Genomic DNA, 14,827 nt, shown 5'->3' on the forward strand with positions numbered 1-14,827 from the left:
TCTGCGGCGGCGCGATGGCGCCGCCGCAGGCCATCCCCAGGGGATAGCCATGTCAGGATATGAAGTCAATTTCGACGGTTTGGTGGGGCCGACGCACCACTATGCCGGGCTGTCGTTCGGCAATGAGGCCTCGACGCAGCACCAAAACAGCGTATCTAACCCGAAGCTGGCGGCGAAACAAGGTTTGCTGAAAATGAAGGCGCTGGCCGATCTCGGTTTCCAGCAAGGGGTATTGCCGCCCCAGGAGCGGCCGCATGTGCCGATGCTGCGGCGCCTGGGTTTCAGCGGCAGCGATGAGGCGGTGCTGGCGCAGGCGATGCGTCAGTCGCCGCGCCTGCTGTCGGCGCTCAGCTCGGCGTCGTGCATGTGGACCGCCAATGCGGCCACCGTGTCGCCTTCGGCGGACAGCGCCGACGGCAAGGTGCATTTCACCGCCGCCAACCTGAACAACAAATTCCACCGCGCCATCGAAGCGGAAACCACCACCGCCGTATTGCGGGCGATGTTCAGCGACGATCGGCATTTCGCCCACCACGAGGCGTTGCCGCAGGTGGCGTTGTTCGGCGACGAAGGGGCCGCCAACCACAACCGTTTGGGCGGCGACTACGCCAGGCGCAGCGTGCAGGTGTTCGTCTACGGTCGGCAGGAGTTCGGCGGCGACACGGCGCCGGCGCGTTATCCGGCGCGCCAGACGCGCGAAGCCGGCGAGGCGATCGCTCGCCTGCACCAGCTGGACGAGCAGCATACGGTCTTCGTGCAGCAAAACCCGGCGGTGATCGATCAGGGCGTGTTCCATAACGACGTGATTGCGGTCAGCAACCAGAACGTGCTGTTCCACCACCAGCAGGCGTTTCACCGCCAGCAGCAGGCGCTGGATGAAGTGCGCCGCAAGATGGCGACGCTGGACAGCGAGCTGGTGGCGATCGAGGTGCCGACCGAGCGCGTTTCGGTGGCGGACGCGGTGGCGACCTACCTGTTCAATAGCCAAATTCTTACCAAACCGAACGGCAGGATGATGATCGTGGTGCCGGAAGAGTCGCGTCAGCACGCCGGCGTGTGGCGTTATCTGAACGACATGATCGGCAGCGGCGGCCCGATCGATGAAATCCGCGTGTTCGACCTGCGCGAAAGCATGCGCAACGGCGGCGGCCCGGCCTGCCTGCGGTTGCGGGTGGCGCTCAACGAACAAGAGTTGAGAGCGGTCAATCCGCGCGTGATGATGAACGAGCGGCTGTTTGCGACGCTGAACGAATGGGTGGATCGTCATTACCGCGATCGCCTGACGCAGGATGACCTGGCCGATCCGCTGCTGCTGCGCGAAGGGCGCGAGGCGCTGGATTCGCTGACGTCGATCCTCGGCCTCGGTTCCATCTATCCATTCCAACGCTAAGGGAGGCGGCATGATCGATCTACTGCCCCTGACGCTGGAAGGGAACGAACCCGTCGAATGGCAGGGTGAAACACCACAGCTGCGCTGGCGCTGGCAGGGGGAAGGGGTGCTGGAGCTCACGCCGCGGCAGCCTTACCGCCAAGCGATGGTGATGTCGGCGGGCGTGCACGGCAACGAAACCGCGCCGATTGAACTGCTCAATCAGCTGGTCGGCGATCTGCTGGCCGGCCGGTTGCCGCTGAAGGTGCGGCTGTTGGTGGTGCTGGGTAACCCGGCGGCGATGCGGGCCGGCAAGCGTTATCTGCACAGCGATATGAACCGCATGTTCGGCGGCCGCTACCGCAACTTCGCCGCCAGCGGCGAAACCGTGCGCGCGCAGCAGTTGGAGCGTGCGCTCGCCGCCTTTTTCGATGGCGAGCAGGCGGCGCGTTTCCACTACGATTTGCACACCGCCATCCGTGAATCGCGTTTGCCGCGCTTCGGCATTCTGCCCTTCCAGAAACGCCCGTACAGCGAGCCGATGTTGCAGCTGCTGGATGCCGCCGATCTGGATGCGCTGGTGGTGCACAGCGCGCCGGGCGGTACCTTTAGCCACTACTCCAGCGAACATCTCAATGCGGCGAGCTGTACGCTCGAGTTGGGCAAGGCGCGGCCGTTCGGCAGTAACGATCTGCAGCAATTCGCCGCCATCGATCGCGCGCTGCGGGCGGCGGTCAGCGAAGGGCCGCCGCCGGTGCGTGCGGGCGCCGAGATTCGGGTTTTCCGTGTGATGCACTCGTTGATCAAGCACAGCGAAGATTTCAAGCTGCACCTGGACGATGACACGGCCAACTTCACCGAGCTGAAACCGGGGATGTTGCTGTGCGAGCAGCCGCAGGAGGAGTATCGCGTGGGCCAGGAGGGGGCGTGGATACTGTTCCCTAACCCCGGTGTGGCGTTGGGCCTGCGTGCCGGTATGTTGTTGAGCGAAGTTTCCCGTTCTACGCTGTATTGATTTATCCACGGCGGCGCCCTCAGCGCACCGCCGTTATTCCCTTCATTATTTTAGTCTGCTATTTCCCGCTATTTTAATTGCCGTAAGGCGAATTTTATTCGTTCCGAAGAGATTCCCTTATGTGAATGAATAAAAGGCGGTGTCAGATGATTAGCTGAAAGTCTTAATTGCCTGGTGAATATGTTAAGACAAAAATGTGAAATAAGTAACGTTTTTAATAACCATGCTAATTTTGTTGTTACCTTTGAATCGCGCAGAAAGCACGCAAAACGAAACCTAAATGCACCATATTGGTGCGTTGCACCATTTTGGTTATAACTTATGTGGCAAAATATTCATATATTCAATGGGTTGTGTGAGGCTTTCTTTGTAATGTTTAGTTACAAATAAACATGCTTTCTCCTCGTTGTTTCATGAACTTTTTGATTTTAAGTTTTGATTCATGATGCTAATGTCACATCACCCCCGTATTAGGGGTGCTCATAAAATACCAAAAGATAAAATCACAGCCCAAATTATAAATGGGCGTGACGGGCAGGGTTCTAATTATAATATCTAGGAAAATAAATGATGAAACGCAGTGTATTAGCCTTAGCTGTCGCCCTCGGGGCGATCACCTCCTTCGCCAACGCGGCTGAAATCTACAATAAGGATGGCAATAAACTCGACCTGTACGGCCGTGTTAACGCCAAGCATTATTTCAGCGACAGTAAATCCAACGACGGTGATATGACCTATGTTCGCCTGGGCTTCAAAGGCGAAACGCAAATCAATGATCAGTTGACCGGGTACGGCCAGTGGGAATACAACGTCCAGGCCAATCACGACGAAGCGCAGGGCACTACCGGCACCAAAACGCGTCTGGGCTTCGCGGGGCTGAAATTCGGCAACTACGGTTCTTTCGACTACGGCCGTAACTATGGTGTGGTCTATGACGCCGAGGCTTACACCGACATGCTGCCGGAGTTCGGCGGCGACTCCTACAGCTATACCGATAACTTTATGACCGCCCGTTCCAACGGTTTGGCCACCTACCGCAACCGTGATTTCTTCGGTTTGGTGGACGGCCTGAATCTGGCGGTGCAGTACCAGGGTAAAAACGATGGCGACGGACGCAGCGTGACCAAGCAAAACGGCGACGGTTACGGCCTGTCTCTGGACTATCAGGACATCGGCGGTTCCGGCATCGGCGTAGCGGCGGCGTTCTCCGACTCCAACCGCACCAGCGCTCAGAAAGCGCTGCAGTACGGTAAAGGCGACAGCGCCACCGCATGGACCACCGCGGTGAAATACGATGCCAACCAGGTTTACCTGGCTGCGATGTATGCCGAAACCCGCAACATGACGCCGATCAGCGTCAACGGCACTTCCGGTTTCGCCAATAAAACGCAAAACTTCGAAGTTGTGGCCCAGTATCAATTCGAGAACGGTCTGCGTCCTTCCGTGGCTTACGTGCAGTCCAAAGGCAAGGATATCGAAGGGATCGGTGATGCCGACCTGGTGAAATACGTGGAAGTGGGGGCGACTTACTACTTCAATAAAAATATGTACACCTACGTTGATTACCAAATCAACCAGCTGAGCGACGATAACAAACTGAAATTGGCCAACGATGATATTGTTGCCGTCAGCCTGACGTATCGCTTCTAATCTGCAATTCTCTTACCTTCATCCTGTGTCGGGATTGGTAATCAGGCGGGGCGTAAGCCCCGCCTTAGCTCGTTGACAAAGGCGGAAAAAGCGTGGTTTCTCCTTCTTTGTGGTGAGCAACCGAAAATCAATGAATTGATTTCCCTTATTTTAAATGCTGTTTTCGGTAAACCTGGCAATGTCATCAGGCTTGTCATTCACCTCAGGCGGGGCGCAAGCCCGGCCTTCGTTTTATCGGGATCTCAGCCTTTGGGCGCCAGCCCGACCAGCTCAATGGCGGAACGCAGCGCGGTGAAACGTTGCTGATCCTGCTCACGCTCTATTTCGTTCACCAGCTGTGAAAGAATATTGCCGCCGGAGACCTTTTTATGGTTTTGGATTAACTGCAACACTGCGTCGCCTAACGCCAGGCTGACGTCGTGCAGCAGAGTTTCATATTGCTCGTTGGAGTGAGCCGATGCTGGCATGACCTTTCTCTGTCTCTTTCTTCTTCGGGAGCCGCAATTTAGCAAAACAGCGGCCTTATGCCTCGGAGGAAGATGCAGTTTCCGATGAAATCAGAAATTCCTCAGCGTCGCGCGGGGAGGGCGTTAAAAATCCGAATATTCGCTGGCTGGCAACCAGAAGCCGTCGATAAACTCTTCCATGGGATAACAGCCGGCGTGTCGCAAGTTCTGTTCCTTCATCGCGACCAGGCATTGCGGCTCGTCGCGCAATATATCGACCACCATTTCACTGCAGCCACCATCCAGATAACAGACAAACATCACCAATGCGTACATCGTTGCACGCCTCCTTCGTCGAGTTGCTCTGTCTGCAACAGTGTAGGTAAAAAAGCGCGATTTTTCAGCATCATTGCGCGATTAATCGCCATCGAAACGCCGTTGACTGCACTTTCGGAATACTCTAACCGTTTCTGACGCCGTGAGCGGATGGCATATCCTTTTGTCGATGCTAAGCTTAACTAGCCTTACTTAAACGCATTAGTGAAACCATCAAAAGGAGTGAATATGGGCTTGTTTAACTTCGTCAAAGAAGCGGGCGAAAAACTGTGGGACACAGTCACCGGCAATGCCTCCGCCGAAGATCAAGGCGCCAAACTCAAGGAGCATCTCGATAAGAGCGGCTTGCCGGGCACCGACAAAGTCAATGTGCAAGTGATCGATGGTAAAGCCGTAGTGACCGGCGACGCCGTCAGCCAGGAGTTAAAAGAGAAGATCCTGGTGGCTGTCGGCAACGTGGCGGGCATCAGCGGCGTGGAGGATAAGGTGGCGGTGACGCAACCCGACGCCGAGAGCCGCTTCTATACCGTGAAGAAGGGCGATACGCTGAGCGCCATCTCTAAAGAGATGTACGGCAACGCCAATCAGTACAACAAGATTTTCGAAGCCAACAAGCCGATGCTGTCGAGCCCGGACAAGATTTATCCTGGGCAGGTGTTGCGTATCCCGCAATAACGCGTCGGTCTGCCATAGCCCGGTTGCGTACCGGGCTTTTTTTTGTCCTCTGCAATAGGCGTCTCTTATTTCCCTGCGATCTTGATGCCGGTTACATTTCCCCTGTGTACCCGCTCGCTTGCCGGCAGGCGCGGTGTTGACCCTGATGGGGAAAATTGATAGCGTCATCCCCCGGTTGAGCCGGAACGACCAAGGCGGCAACGTTGGCGCCTTATTCTGAGGGGATGTTTTGCCCCGTCAAACAGCAATGCAGCAGTTGAACGAGTGAAACCGATTTAGTGAAACAACAGCGTAACGCCTCAACGGATAAAAACTATCGAGAAACCTTGGGTGATGCGCAATTTGCGATCGTCGTGTTGGCGGTGGCGTCCTGCTCACTGATTATCTTTACGCTGGCGGTCACGCTGTGGGTGACCTGACGCGATTAACTAGGGGAGATAAAATGGAGCCTAATCTCCATGATGAGACCAAACTGCTGGCGATTATCGGCCTGTTGGTGTCCGTGCTGCTGGTGGTATCAATTCTCTTTGGCGTGACCTATTTTTCCGATCTCAGGCACGCGCAGGACGATATAGACATCATGAGCTGCTATATCAAAGCGTCCTGACCGCGCAACTGCGCCTGAGCGTCGCCGCTCTGTGGGGAAGCTGTCCTGTGTTAAGCTTGGGCGGTTACCCTTGGCGAATCGGCGCCATTCAGGAGGTCTTTGCGATGAGTCAGTCACGTCCTACGCTCTCTTCACCTGCACGCGAATGCCCTGTCGTTGACGGCGTGCGCCAGATACAACGTATTGCCGTGCGTAACGCAGAAGTGGGGGGCATCCCGATCAACCGTGCGTTACCAACCCGGGAGCGGCGCACCGTCGGCGCCTGGTGTTTTCTCGATCACGCCGGGCCGACGGTCTTCAACGGCACCTCGCCCGGCATGGATGTGGGGCCGCATCCGCATATCGGGCTGCAAACGTTCACCTGGATGATAGAGGGGGAGGTGCTGCACCGAGACAGCCTCGGCAGTGAGCAGGTGATTCGTCCAGGCCAGGTTAATCTGATGACCGCAGGGCGCGGCATTGTGCATACCGAACAGTCGGTGGGTGAGCAACGGCGATTGCATGCCGCACAATTATGGATCGCGCTGCCGGCCGAACATGCCGACATGGCGCCACGCTTCGATCATTATCCTGACTTGCCGCAATGGCAGAATAACGGCGTGAATCACCGTTTGCTGGTGGGGGAATTTGGCGCTTATCGTTCACCGGTGTTTACGCTTTCGCCATTAATCGCCATTGATCTGGAATGGCAGGAAGCGGCGAGGATCGAATTGCCGCTGCGCGATGATTATGAAATCGGCTTTTTGCCCCTTATTGGTGCATTTGAACTTAATGGTGAAACTTTTTCACCTGATGAGTTCGCCTATTTGGGCATGAAGAATAACTCTATTGGGTTAAATGCGCAAAAGGGCAGCCGGGGATTATTAATCGGTGGGGCGCCATTAAACGAAGAGATCCTTATCTGGTGGAATTTCGTTGGCCATAGCAAGGCTGAAATTACTCGGGCTCAGCATGATTGGGAACAAGGGGCGCCGCGCTTCCCGGCGGTTAGCGGTTATTCTGGTGAGCGCATGACCGCGCCACGCCTGCCCTGGAGCGATGTTTGATAGCGTTAGGATATAATCGCCGCGATTATTCGGCTTATTTCGCTCTAATAAGGCGCAATTAATGTGATCGCGGCTCCAGCTTTACGACAATATAAGGTTTATCGGCGGAAAAGTGATCTGGCGCATATAATGACAGCGAGAAGAAGTTTAGGATAATCCTCAGGAAGTAAGGTTGTCTCCCGTTAGTCAGATGTCAGTGAGGTCATTATGAGCCAGGTACTCTATCGTGCAAGACTGTCCCATGTCGTGGTTGCCACGGCGCTGTTTTGGGCCTCTGTCGCGGCATTGTTGGTCGCCGTATTAAACTAACCTCAAAAAATGACTCCTGCATAAACCCGCCTCGGCGGGTTTTTTTATCTCCGCCGATGGGAAGATGAGAGGCGGAGTTTATAATTGATGACATCTTCAATAAACGACCGGGATCCTCATGAAGCTCTTTGCCGATATTTTGCTGCTGCTCATCGCAGCGCTCCATCTTTATATCCTGGTGCTGGAAATGTTCCTGTGGCGTACGCCACTCGGCAGGCGCGCATTCGGCACGACGGCGGAGTTCGCCGCCGCCACCCGGGTGCTGGCCGCCAATCAGGGGTTGTACAACGGCTTTCTGGCGGTGGGGTTGGCATGGAGCTACTGGCGTGGGGATATGGCGCTGCAGCTGTTCTTTCTCGGGTGCGTGTTGGCGGCCGGCGTGTTCGGCGGGCTGACCGCCAGCCGCAAAATTCTGTGGGTGCAGGCGCTGCCGGCCGCGATCGCGATACTGGCTGCATGGGCGGCGCGTTAACCCGCCGGTTTGCGGCGGGCTTCAGGCGGATTTTTGGTGAATGACGTGCAGCGGCGGATCGATATGCAGATCGACGCTCAAATCCTGGCGGAAATCATAGGGCGTGATATTAAAACGCTTTCTGAACATGTACGTGAAGTGAGACTGTGAACCGAAGCCAAAGTCCAGGGCAATATCGAAGATCGACGCTTCACTGCTGCGCAGTTGGTAGACCGCGCCGGCCAGACGGCGTTCGCGAATGTATTTGCCGAGCGAAATTCCCGTCGCTTCTTTGAACAGCTTCTGCATGTGCCACAGCGAGTAGCCGGAGTACTCGGCCAGCTCTTCGAGATGGATCACTCGTCCGAGGTGAGTTTCGACCCATTTGCTGAGGGCGCAGACCAATGAGAGGTGGTGTTCTTGTATCATCAGTGCGTCAGTGTGAGACCTACATAGCGGTGAAGTATACACAACTTGCCGCCGTGGACAAAAACGCCGCCGGTGTCGGGCGGCAATTATTCGGAAAAACCGCGTAACCGCCGCTTGTCAGCCGAAAGGAAAAACGGCTAATCTGAGACGGTCACCGCCTCGGTAGGGGACGCAAAGAAGGCCGCAGCAAGTAACCGCCAAAACAGAGTCAGCCGTAACAACTCAACGTTGATGGGGTGATCGCATGTTAATGACAGTGATTATTACTCTGGTTGTAATCGTGGGCGTCGGCGCTTTTATGGCGATGCCGGTGATGAGCATGAAAAACGCGGAAGGTGTGGGAGGTGAAGAACCGTGAGAGCAAGAGATATTGCACGCCGCTGAGCGGGGCGAACGCCAATCGGGAAAGCCTGGGTCAGAAACCCGGGCTTTTTGTTGCGCAGGCGCTCAAACGTTTTTCCGCTCGACGGTTTCCTCTCCCCAATAAAGCTGGTCGGCGGTGGTTTTGGCAAAGGCTTTCTCCAGCGCTTCGTCGCTGCCTTCTTCCCAGATTTTCTGCGCCAACACTTCGTCGTTCCCTGCCAGTTCAAAAATGGCTTCGGCGATCTCCACCGAAGTTTCACGCACTGTCGCCCAGGATTTCACATTGTGATTCGCCATAACTTTCTCCTGTTGGTTGTGGCTTGGGGGTGGTTTTTGCCACCGTCATGCTGCAAGTATAGGCTAATCCGCCGCGGGCTTTTGCCCGGCGGTGCGCAGAAGGGGGAAAAAGACGGGGAGAGCGGGCAATGGCGCGGACGCCATGCTATTCTGTGCGGCGTTTGAATCAAGAAGGAAAGTTATTATGTCTGACATGCTGAGCAACGAGCAGGAATTGGCTTCCGATCTGGTCGCTTGCCAACTGGTCATCAAACAGATTCTGGACGTTATCGACGTGATTGCGCCGACCGAAGTGCGCGACAAGATGGCGGGTCAGCTCAAAAGCATCGATTTCTCCACGCACCCTGCTGGCGCCGATCCGGTGACCCGCCGAGCGATTGACAAGGCGATTGCGCTGATCGAGATGAAGTTTACCCGCAACTGAGGCGGGGCCGCCGCAGAGCGGCGGCGTCGGGCGGTGGCGGTTAATCCACCACCGTTTCGATTTTCTTGAACAGCGGGCAGTCGGCTACGCCGATGAAACCGTTGTCGCCATTCACGTACTGGGCGATCGCCACGTTACGCGCCGTCAGGTATTTGCACTGCAATCCCAACCCGCCAACGTTTTTGTTGCTGCCGATCAGCACGCCGTAACCCGAGATCAAAAAGCCGCCGTAAATGACCGCCAACACCAGTACCCACTTAATCAATTTACTCATCGCATTTCCTCGTTGTCCCTGAGGGAGCATCTAGCCACGGCGCGCATGCGAGGGCAAGGGTAACAGTCTGAAAACCGGGCGATAGCCAGAAATCTAAACGAAAAGTTAAACTTCGTTTAACTTCGCTGTGATAACATGCGCGATAGATTACCCAGATAACAATGAGGCTGCTAAATTTGTTGCGAAAAAAAATCCTCGTGATAATGACGGCCGTCGCTGCCTGCCTGTTTTTCTACCTGCTGGCGCTGGACAGCTATTGCGACGATGGTGGAAATTTTGCGTTGGGCATCTGTTCGGTGACCCGCTTCGTGCCCTGGTAAGCAATTTTCGGCAGGGATGTTCGCACGGCCGCCGCGAGTGTTAAGATGGCGGCCTGAATGTCGCAGTAGATAGGGTTTTCCATGTACGATTTAGGTTTTGGCCAGAACGGCCTGTTGTCGCTGGCCCTCGCCGCCGTGGCGTTGCTGGCCGGGCTGTGGGTTTGGTTCCTGGTGAACCGCGCCAGCGTGCGCGCCAACGAGCAGATTCGCCTGCTGCAAGAGATTGCCGAGCAACAGCGTCAGCAAACGGCGCTGTTGAAGCGTATGGCGCACCGCGCTGGCACTGACGGCGCTGCTGCTGACGACGACGATCTCAGCCCCGCGCTGGATTTCAAAGGTTTTATCCCCGAACGTTGAGCATGATGCTCCGGCTGGCACTGCCGCCGGGGCGCCTCAGTAAAACACCATGCCCTGATAAGGTTTTTCCCGGCATGCCGCCAGGCGGCTGGCCAAATCGCCGGCATGGATCTCCAATTGATGCCCGTCAGGATCGAGAAAATAGAGCGATTCGCCTTCGCTGCGATTGCTTTTCCACTCTTCGACGCCGGCCTGACGCAACCGCTGACTGGCCTGTTCAATGTGTTCCGGCGCTACGCTGAAGGCGTAATGGGTGTAATCGCGCTCGTGTTGTTGCGTGCGCTTTTCATCCAGCGACAGGCATAGCCACAACGGCCCCAACGAAAGATAGGCGCCGTCTTGCCAGCGGGCGTGCGGGGTAAAACCCAACAGATGACGATAAAAATCGAAGCTGCGATCGAGATCGCTGACGGCAAGCGTCAGATGGTTGAGGCCGGTCAACATGCATGCGTTTCCTGGGCGCAGAACAGAGATAAAAGTGTACGCAGGCGCTCAGGAAAGATAAAGGGGGCAAAGCATTAGTAGAGATAATGTGAAAACCGGCGGCGCTGTCATAAAACTGTCGTACAGACATCGTAATGTAGCGCGAACCTTACGAAAGATGGATGAAGCCGATGATTAAATGGTACGAAGAAAGCGATGCCGAAGTGAACCGCAGCATCGCGCTGCTGACCGGAGAGAACCCGGACAAGTGGTATCCCTACGGTGGTGTGAAAGGTAAAGATTACTGCAAGAATCCCTCCGATGCCTGGCCGATCATTTGCGCCAACAAAATCAGTCTGAACCCCGATAACCAAAGCGACAGCCCGCAATGGCAGGCGCGCATGAGCACCCAGGGCGGTGAATGGCAGGCGGACAGCGCCAGCCCGCTGCGCGCGGCGATGATCTGCTTTCTGATGAGCCGACAGGCTAACTGAGTCAAAAATACCGGTGATTGGTAAGAGTTTCTCCTTTTTCTAATAACAGAGCTGTCGTTGGCGGAGGCTGTTTATGAAGCGCATTATCAAAGGTGATAAAAACTTGTCTCATCTGGTGATTGCCCATGCGGCGATCGATCGTCATGCCGAAAGCTTCGGCCAGCGCCGTCAGGGCTGGCCCTCGACCTACCTGATAAAATATCAAAACGATCGCGTGGCGGTGGAAGTGGTCACGCGTAGCCAATCCTATGTCGCCACGCTGATGATCGGCGCGCGCAACCTGACCAAACTGTGCGGTATGCCTGGCTGAACGCCACCGTTGCATGCTTTCTCACGGTTAAAAAATCGCGCTCCGTTACGCCGTCTCGGGGCGCTTCTCCTTGATGCTCACGGGGTTAAGTGTTAAAAAGCCGCCCGCAGATACATTTATTGATTGGTGAAATCTTGGCCGACAGCGGCAAGGGTGTACGCCATATGAGGATAAGATGGGCGGTCAGCATCAGGATACTCCGCTAAAACGCGGCTTAAAAAACAGACATATACAGCTTATTGCCCTCGGGGGCGCCATCGGTACCGGTTTATTTCTCGGCATTGCGCAAACCATTAAAATGGCCGGCCCCGCCGTGCTGTTGGGTTACGCCATCGGCGGTTTTATCGCGTTTTTAATCATGCGCCAGCTGGGCGAAATGGTGGTGGAGGAGCCGGTCGCCGGATCGTTCAGCCACTTTGCCTATAAATATTGGGGCGACTTCGCCGGCTTTCTTTCCGGCTGGAACTATTGGGCGATGTTCATTCTGGTCGGCATGGCGGAATTGACCGCCGTCGGCATCTACATTCAGTACTGGTGGCCGGAGATCCCCACCTGGGCCTCCGCCGCGCTGTTTTTCGTGCTGATCAACCTGATTAACCTGGTGAACGTGCGCCTGTACGGCGAAACCGAATTCTGGTTCGCCATCATCAAAGTGGTGGCGATTGTCGGCATGATCGTCTTCGGTGCCTGGCTGTTGGTCAGCGGCAACGGCGGGCCGCAGGCCAGCATCACCAACCTGTGGCAGCAGGGCGGCTTTATGCCGCACGGCTTCTCCGGGCTGGTGATGGCGATGGCGGTGATCATGTTCTCGTTCGGCGGCCTGGAAATGGTCGGCATCACCGCGGCGGAAGCCGCCGATCCGCGCCGCAGCATTCCCAAAGCCACCAATCAGGTGGTGTACCGCATTCTGATCTTCTATATCGGCTCGCTGACCGTGCTGCTGTCGCTCTATCCGTGGGGGCAAGTGGTGGAGGGGGGCAGCCCGTTCGTGCTGATTTTCCATGCGCTGAACAGCAATCTGGTGGCGACCGTGCTCAACGTGGTGGTGCTGACCGCCGCGCTGTCGGTCTACAACAGCGGCGTTTATGCCAACAGCCGCATGTTGTTCGGGCTGGCCAGCCAGGGCAATGCGCCGCAGGCGCTGACGCGGGTTAACAAGCGCGGCGTGCCGGTGCTGTCCATTGCGCTATCGGCGTTGATTACCTCGATCGGCGTGCTGATTAACTACCTGATGCCCGGCAAGGCGTTTGAGCTGCTGATGGCGCTGGTGGTTTCAACGTTGGTGATCAACTGGGTGATGATCTGCCTGGCGCACCTGAAATTCCGCGCCGCCAAGAACCGCCAGGGCGTCATTCCCAGCTTTAAGGCGCTGTGGTACCCGTTCGGCAACTACCTGTGCCTGGCGTTCCTCAGCCTGATTCTGGTGATTATGTATTTCAGCGAAGGGATCCGCATTTCGGTGTTGCTGATGCCGGTGTGGATTGCGGTGCTGTGGTGCGGGTTTATGCTGACGCGCCGTAAAGGCGCCAAGCGTTAATCGGTATGCTGCGGAGGCGTATTGCGCGCCTCCGCTTCTTTTCTCGTTAGCCGCGCGGCATAAAGGCGCGCCCCTCACTATGCCCCCGCCCCAGCAGTTTCCGACACAGCAGCAGCAGGGTGCTGATCACGTCGATGGCGACCACGCTGAGCATCAGCAGGGTCAGCATGAAGAATCCGAGCAGCGAACCGCCCAGCACCACCAGCGGGGCAGGTACGCGCAGACGGCGCAGCTTCATGGCGAAATACATTTTCCAGTATTGCTTCTGCGCCAGCAGCGCGCTGCGAATACGGCGCCCCAGGCCGATGCCTGATTTGCGGGATGTAGAACGACTCATAACTTCTCCTTTTCTGTATGCCCTACAAGTCAATCACAAAGATCTTAAGAGAGTCTTAACGAGCTCTTGGCGGCCCTGGCTGTCTCACCGGAGTGAGACAACAGCATACGGCAAAAGGTCCCGAGATGCAGCGCACGGCTGACAAAGTGCGAGCTTCATCGGGTTTGTTACACTGAAAGTCATGCCCGTGCAGGGCGCAGTGGTCGGGAGAAAAGGCAGGATGAAGAGAATCAACCGTTATTACGACGCGGCCAAGGCGCATCACACGCCGGAGGGATTTCGCAACCCGGAACCCTCGCAGCGCCAGGAGGGCGACCTGCAGCGTTGGCAGGATGAACGCAAGCGGCAGGGGCTGCCCAGGCCGCCGCAGCAGGGCTACGCGCAATTTACCGAGCGTTGGTGGCAACCCGCCGATCTCAGCGGCGGCGATGACAGCATTTGGTGGCTTGGGCATGCGTCAATGCTGCTGCGGCTGGGCGGGCGCTATATCCTGATCGACCCGGTGTTGTCCGAACGCGCATCGCCGCTGAGCTTCTACGGCCCGAAGCGCAGAACGCCGACGCCGCTGACGGTGGGGCAACTGCCGGCGGTGGATGCGGTGCTGATCTCCCATAATCATTATGATCATCTCGACAGGCGCACGGTGCGGCAGCTGGCGCGGCGCTTTCCACAGGCCGAGTTTATCGTGCCGCTCGGATTGAAGCGCTGGTTTCGCCGCTATCGGCTGAAGGTGCATGAACTGGACTGGTGGCAGAGCCTGTCGCTGGGCGAACTGACGGTCTACGCCACGCCGGCGCGGCATTGGAGCATGCGCACGCTGTGGGATCGCAATCGCTCGTTGTGGTGCGGCTGGGTGATCCACCATCCGGCGCTGCGGTTTTATTTTTCCGGCGACAGCGGCTATTCGGAACGGCTGGCGGAGATCGGTCAACGGCTGGGGCCGTTCGACGTGGCGGCGCTGCCGATTGGCGCCTATGCGCCGCGCTGGTTCATGCAGGAGCAGCATATGGATCCGCAGCAGTCGGTGACGTTGTATCGCGAGCTGAATCAGCCGCGCGCCATTCCCATCCATTGGGGGGTATTCGAATTGGCGGACGAATCGCTCGACGAGCCGCCGCAGCAGTTGAACCTGGCGCTGAGCGAGGCGGGGCTGGATCAGCATCAATTCCACCCGTTGAAGATTGGCGAGCGCATCGCGTTGCAGGACTCGCAGCAAGCGTTCTCTCTTCACCCTGCGGTATCGGGGAAAGAATAAGATCAACGGTTTGAAAGCGTGGCGGTAATTAGCAGAATCGATAAGCACGGGTGGTGATTCAAATAACCACCCGATCTTCAAGATTTAATTCCATGCCACACTT

At 56.6% G+C, this 14,827-nt stretch carries 22 protein-coding genes; 15 read left to right on the top strand and 7 right to left on the bottom strand.

All coding sequences use genetic code 11. The annotated features are described in order from the left end of the window. Positions 1 to 49: 49 nt before the first annotated feature. The 3 genes from astB to ompC all read left to right on the top strand — a co-directional run bounded on the left by astB (position 50) and on the right by ompC (position 4,034). Positions 50 to 1,390 (top strand): N-succinylarginine dihydrolase, encoded by a 1,341-nt coding sequence (gene astB, locus ACJ8MK_RS07000; protein WP_442517619.1) that lies wholly within the window; start codon positions 50 to 52, stop codon positions 1,388 to 1,390. Positions 1,391 to 1,400: 10 nt separating this feature from the next. Further along, positions 1,401 to 2,384 (top strand): succinylglutamate desuccinylase, encoded by a 984-nt coding sequence (astE, locus tag ACJ8MK_RS07005; RefSeq protein ID WP_033654434.1) that lies wholly within the window; start codon positions 1,401 to 1,403, stop codon positions 2,382 to 2,384. Positions 2,385 to 2,951: 567 nt separating this feature from the next. After that, the gene (gene ompC / locus ACJ8MK_RS07010; protein WP_033634904.1) at positions 2,952 to 4,034 is read left to right on the top strand and encodes a porin OmpC; all 1,083 of its coding nucleotides are present in this window, start codon (positions 2,952 to 2,954) and stop codon (positions 4,032 to 4,034) included. Between the two features lie 242 nt (positions 4,035 to 4,276). Here ompC and ACJ8MK_RS07015 read toward each other — a convergent pair whose 3' ends face one another. Together ACJ8MK_RS07015 and ACJ8MK_RS07020 are read right to left on the bottom strand one after the other, a co-directional pair. Further along, positions 4,277 to 4,501 (bottom strand): biofilm development regulator YmgB/AriR family protein, encoded by a 225-nt coding sequence (locus ACJ8MK_RS07015; protein ID WP_049194710.1) that lies wholly within the window; start codon positions 4,499 to 4,501, stop codon positions 4,277 to 4,279. A gap of 123 nt (positions 4,502 to 4,624) precedes the next feature. Further along, complete coding sequence (locus ACJ8MK_RS07020; RefSeq protein WP_004934567.1) at positions 4,625 to 4,816, bottom strand: YebW family protein; 192 nt, start codon at positions 4,814 to 4,816, stop codon at positions 4,625 to 4,627. Between the two features lie 228 nt (positions 4,817 to 5,044). On the opposite strand from ACJ8MK_RS07020, the gene lysM reads away from it, so the two are divergent. From lysM to ACJ8MK_RS07045, 5 genes are all read left to right on the top strand, one after another. Beyond that, on the top strand, positions 5,045 to 5,491 hold the full coding sequence (gene lysM / locus ACJ8MK_RS07025) for a peptidoglycan-binding protein LysM (protein WP_033634902.1): 447 nt from the start codon (positions 5,045 to 5,047) through the stop codon (positions 5,489 to 5,491). Positions 5,492 to 5,769: 278 nt separating this feature from the next. Continuing rightward, the gene (locus ACJ8MK_RS07030) at positions 5,770 to 5,910 is read left to right on the top strand and encodes a hypothetical protein (protein WP_162846225.1); all 141 of its coding nucleotides are present in this window, start codon (positions 5,770 to 5,772) and stop codon (positions 5,908 to 5,910) included. A gap of 23 nt (positions 5,911 to 5,933) precedes the next feature. Then, entirely contained in the window at positions 5,934 to 6,098 is a 165-nt protein-coding gene (locus tag ACJ8MK_RS07035) for a hypothetical protein (protein WP_162846224.1), read from the top strand. A 104-nt stretch (positions 6,099 to 6,202) separates the two neighbouring features. Next, entirely contained in the window at positions 6,203 to 7,144 is a 942-nt protein-coding gene (locus ACJ8MK_RS07040) for a pirin family protein (protein ID WP_253337234.1), read from the top strand. A gap of 427 nt (positions 7,145 to 7,571) precedes the next feature. Beyond that, a complete protein-coding gene (locus tag ACJ8MK_RS07045) occupies positions 7,572 to 7,925 on the top strand; it encodes a DUF1304 domain-containing protein (RefSeq protein WP_033654431.1) in 354 nt (117 codons plus the stop codon). A 21-nt stretch (positions 7,926 to 7,946) separates the two neighbouring features. On the opposite strand, the gene ACJ8MK_RS07050 is transcribed toward ACJ8MK_RS07045, so the two are convergent. Together ACJ8MK_RS07050 and ACJ8MK_RS07055 are read right to left on the bottom strand one after the other, a co-directional pair. Beyond that, the gene (locus tag ACJ8MK_RS07050) at positions 7,947 to 8,333 is read right to left on the bottom strand and encodes a helix-turn-helix domain-containing protein (RefSeq protein ID WP_004927697.1); all 387 of its coding nucleotides are present in this window, start codon (positions 8,331 to 8,333) and stop codon (positions 7,947 to 7,949) included. Between the two features lie 447 nt (positions 8,334 to 8,780). Further along, complete coding sequence (locus tag ACJ8MK_RS07055; protein WP_004927694.1) at positions 8,781 to 8,993, bottom strand: YccJ family protein; 213 nt, start codon at positions 8,991 to 8,993, stop codon at positions 8,781 to 8,783. A 184-nt stretch (positions 8,994 to 9,177) separates the two neighbouring features. Here ACJ8MK_RS07055 and ACJ8MK_RS07060 point away from each other — a divergent pair, with 184 nt between their 5' ends. Then, positions 9,178 to 9,417 carry a DUF2766 family protein gene (locus ACJ8MK_RS07060; protein ID WP_004927692.1) on the top strand — a complete coding sequence of 80 codons (240 nt, stop codon included), beginning with the start codon at positions 9,178 to 9,180 and terminating at the stop codon, positions 9,415 to 9,417. A 40-nt stretch (positions 9,418 to 9,457) separates the two neighbouring features. Here ACJ8MK_RS07060 and ACJ8MK_RS07065 read toward each other — a convergent pair whose 3' ends face one another. After that, a complete protein-coding gene (locus ACJ8MK_RS07065) occupies positions 9,458 to 9,691 on the bottom strand; it encodes a YobH family protein (protein ID WP_004927690.1) in 234 nt (77 codons plus the stop codon). Between the two features lie 161 nt (positions 9,692 to 9,852). On the opposite strand from ACJ8MK_RS07065, the gene ACJ8MK_RS07070 reads away from it, so the two are divergent. Then, positions 9,853 to 10,011 (top strand): PhoP/PhoQ regulator MgrB, encoded by a 159-nt coding sequence (locus ACJ8MK_RS07070; RefSeq protein WP_004927688.1) that lies wholly within the window; start codon positions 9,853 to 9,855, stop codon positions 10,009 to 10,011. Positions 10,012 to 10,092: 81 nt separating this feature from the next. Next, a complete protein-coding gene (locus ACJ8MK_RS07075; RefSeq protein WP_033647694.1) occupies positions 10,093 to 10,368 on the top strand; it encodes a YebO family protein in 276 nt (91 codons plus the stop codon). 36 nt (positions 10,369 to 10,404) lie between these two features. Here the strand turns inward: ACJ8MK_RS07075 and fos are convergent, their stop codons facing one another. Further along, a complete protein-coding gene (gene fos / locus ACJ8MK_RS07080) occupies positions 10,405 to 10,812 on the bottom strand; it encodes a fosfomycin resistance glutathione transferase (protein ID WP_442517620.1) in 408 nt (135 codons plus the stop codon). Positions 10,813 to 10,982: 170 nt separating this feature from the next. Between fos and ACJ8MK_RS07085 the strand changes: the two genes are divergently transcribed. The 3 genes from ACJ8MK_RS07085 (at position 10,983) to ACJ8MK_RS07095 (ending at position 13,132) form a co-directional block, all read left to right on the top strand. Further along, the gene (locus ACJ8MK_RS07085) at positions 10,983 to 11,285 is read left to right on the top strand and encodes a phage protein NinX family protein (RefSeq protein ID WP_004927682.1); all 303 of its coding nucleotides are present in this window, start codon (positions 10,983 to 10,985) and stop codon (positions 11,283 to 11,285) included. A gap of 73 nt (positions 11,286 to 11,358) precedes the next feature. Beyond that, on the top strand, positions 11,359 to 11,595 hold the full coding sequence (locus ACJ8MK_RS07090; protein WP_004927680.1) for a DUF4060 family protein: 237 nt from the start codon (positions 11,359 to 11,361) through the stop codon (positions 11,593 to 11,595). Positions 11,596 to 11,770: 175 nt separating this feature from the next. Further along, the gene (locus ACJ8MK_RS07095; RefSeq protein ID WP_033634896.1) at positions 11,771 to 13,132 is read left to right on the top strand and encodes an amino acid permease; all 1,362 of its coding nucleotides are present in this window, start codon (positions 11,771 to 11,773) and stop codon (positions 13,130 to 13,132) included. Positions 13,133 to 13,178: 46 nt separating this feature from the next. Here the strand turns inward: ACJ8MK_RS07095 and ACJ8MK_RS07100 are convergent, their stop codons facing one another. Then, positions 13,179 to 13,469, bottom strand: a complete 291-nt coding sequence (locus tag ACJ8MK_RS07100) for a hypothetical protein (RefSeq protein WP_033647690.1) — start codon at positions 13,467 to 13,469, stop codon at positions 13,179 to 13,181. A 220-nt stretch (positions 13,470 to 13,689) separates the two neighbouring features. On the opposite strand from ACJ8MK_RS07100, the gene ACJ8MK_RS07105 reads away from it, so the two are divergent. Next, positions 13,690 to 14,724: an MBL fold metallo-hydrolase gene (locus tag ACJ8MK_RS07105; RefSeq protein ID WP_101427028.1), complete on the top strand. Its 1,035-nt coding sequence runs from the start codon at positions 13,690 to 13,692 to the stop codon at positions 14,722 to 14,724. Positions 14,725 to 14,827 lie beyond the last annotated feature (103 nt).

The organism is Serratia sp. CY38905 (assembly GCF_052168875.1).
In the GTDB taxonomy this organism is placed as follows: Bacteria; Pseudomonadota; Gammaproteobacteria; order Enterobacterales; family Enterobacteriaceae; genus Serratia; species Serratia sarumanii.

Excerpts from the sequence above, each read along its gene's own strand:
- astB (WP_442517619.1), top strand. The coding sequence starts at position 50 with ATGTCAGGATATGAAGTCAATTTCGACGGTTTGGTGGGGCCGACGCAC.
- astE (WP_033654434.1), top strand. The coding sequence starts at position 1,401 with ATGATCGATCTACTGCCCCTGACGCTGGAAGGGAACGAACCCGTCGAA.
- ompC (WP_033634904.1), top strand. The coding sequence starts at position 2,952 with ATGATGAAACGCAGTGTATTAGCCTTAGCTGTCGCCCTCGGGGCGATC.
- ACJ8MK_RS07015 (WP_049194710.1), bottom strand. The coding sequence starts at position 4,501 with ATGCCAGCATCGGCTCACTCCAACGAGCAATATGAAACTCTGCTGCAC.
- ACJ8MK_RS07020 (WP_004934567.1), bottom strand. The coding sequence starts at position 4,816 with ATGTACGCATTGGTGATGTTTGTCTGTTATCTGGATGGTGGCTGCAGT.
- lysM (WP_033634902.1), top strand. The coding sequence starts at position 5,045 with ATGGGCTTGTTTAACTTCGTCAAAGAAGCGGGCGAAAAACTGTGGGAC.
- ACJ8MK_RS07035 (WP_162846224.1), top strand. The coding sequence starts at position 5,934 with ATGGAGCCTAATCTCCATGATGAGACCAAACTGCTGGCGATTATCGGC.
- ACJ8MK_RS07040 (WP_253337234.1), top strand. The coding sequence starts at position 6,203 with ATGAGTCAGTCACGTCCTACGCTCTCTTCACCTGCACGCGAATGCCCT.
- ACJ8MK_RS07045 (WP_033654431.1), top strand. The coding sequence starts at position 7,572 with ATGAAGCTCTTTGCCGATATTTTGCTGCTGCTCATCGCAGCGCTCCAT.
- ACJ8MK_RS07050 (WP_004927697.1), bottom strand. The coding sequence starts at position 8,333 with ATGATACAAGAACACCACCTCTCATTGGTCTGCGCCCTCAGCAAATGG.
- ACJ8MK_RS07055 (WP_004927694.1), bottom strand. The coding sequence starts at position 8,993 with ATGGCGAATCACAATGTGAAATCCTGGGCGACAGTGCGTGAAACTTCG.
- ACJ8MK_RS07060 (WP_004927692.1), top strand. The coding sequence starts at position 9,178 with ATGTCTGACATGCTGAGCAACGAGCAGGAATTGGCTTCCGATCTGGTC.
- ACJ8MK_RS07065 (WP_004927690.1), bottom strand. The coding sequence starts at position 9,691 with ATGAGTAAATTGATTAAGTGGGTACTGGTGTTGGCGGTCATTTACGGC.
- ACJ8MK_RS07070 (WP_004927688.1), top strand. The coding sequence starts at position 9,853 with ATGAGGCTGCTAAATTTGTTGCGAAAAAAAATCCTCGTGATAATGACG.
- ACJ8MK_RS07075 (WP_033647694.1), top strand. The coding sequence starts at position 10,093 with ATGTACGATTTAGGTTTTGGCCAGAACGGCCTGTTGTCGCTGGCCCTC.
- fos (WP_442517620.1), bottom strand. The coding sequence starts at position 10,812 with ATGTTGACCGGCCTCAACCATCTGACGCTTGCCGTCAGCGATCTCGAT.
- ACJ8MK_RS07085 (WP_004927682.1), top strand. The coding sequence starts at position 10,983 with ATGATTAAATGGTACGAAGAAAGCGATGCCGAAGTGAACCGCAGCATC.
- ACJ8MK_RS07090 (WP_004927680.1), top strand. The coding sequence starts at position 11,359 with ATGAAGCGCATTATCAAAGGTGATAAAAACTTGTCTCATCTGGTGATT.
- ACJ8MK_RS07095 (WP_033634896.1), top strand. The coding sequence starts at position 11,771 with ATGGGCGGTCAGCATCAGGATACTCCGCTAAAACGCGGCTTAAAAAAC.
- ACJ8MK_RS07100 (WP_033647690.1), bottom strand. The coding sequence starts at position 13,469 with ATGAGTCGTTCTACATCCCGCAAATCAGGCATCGGCCTGGGGCGCCGT.
- ACJ8MK_RS07105 (WP_101427028.1), top strand. The coding sequence starts at position 13,690 with ATGAAGAGAATCAACCGTTATTACGACGCGGCCAAGGCGCATCACACG.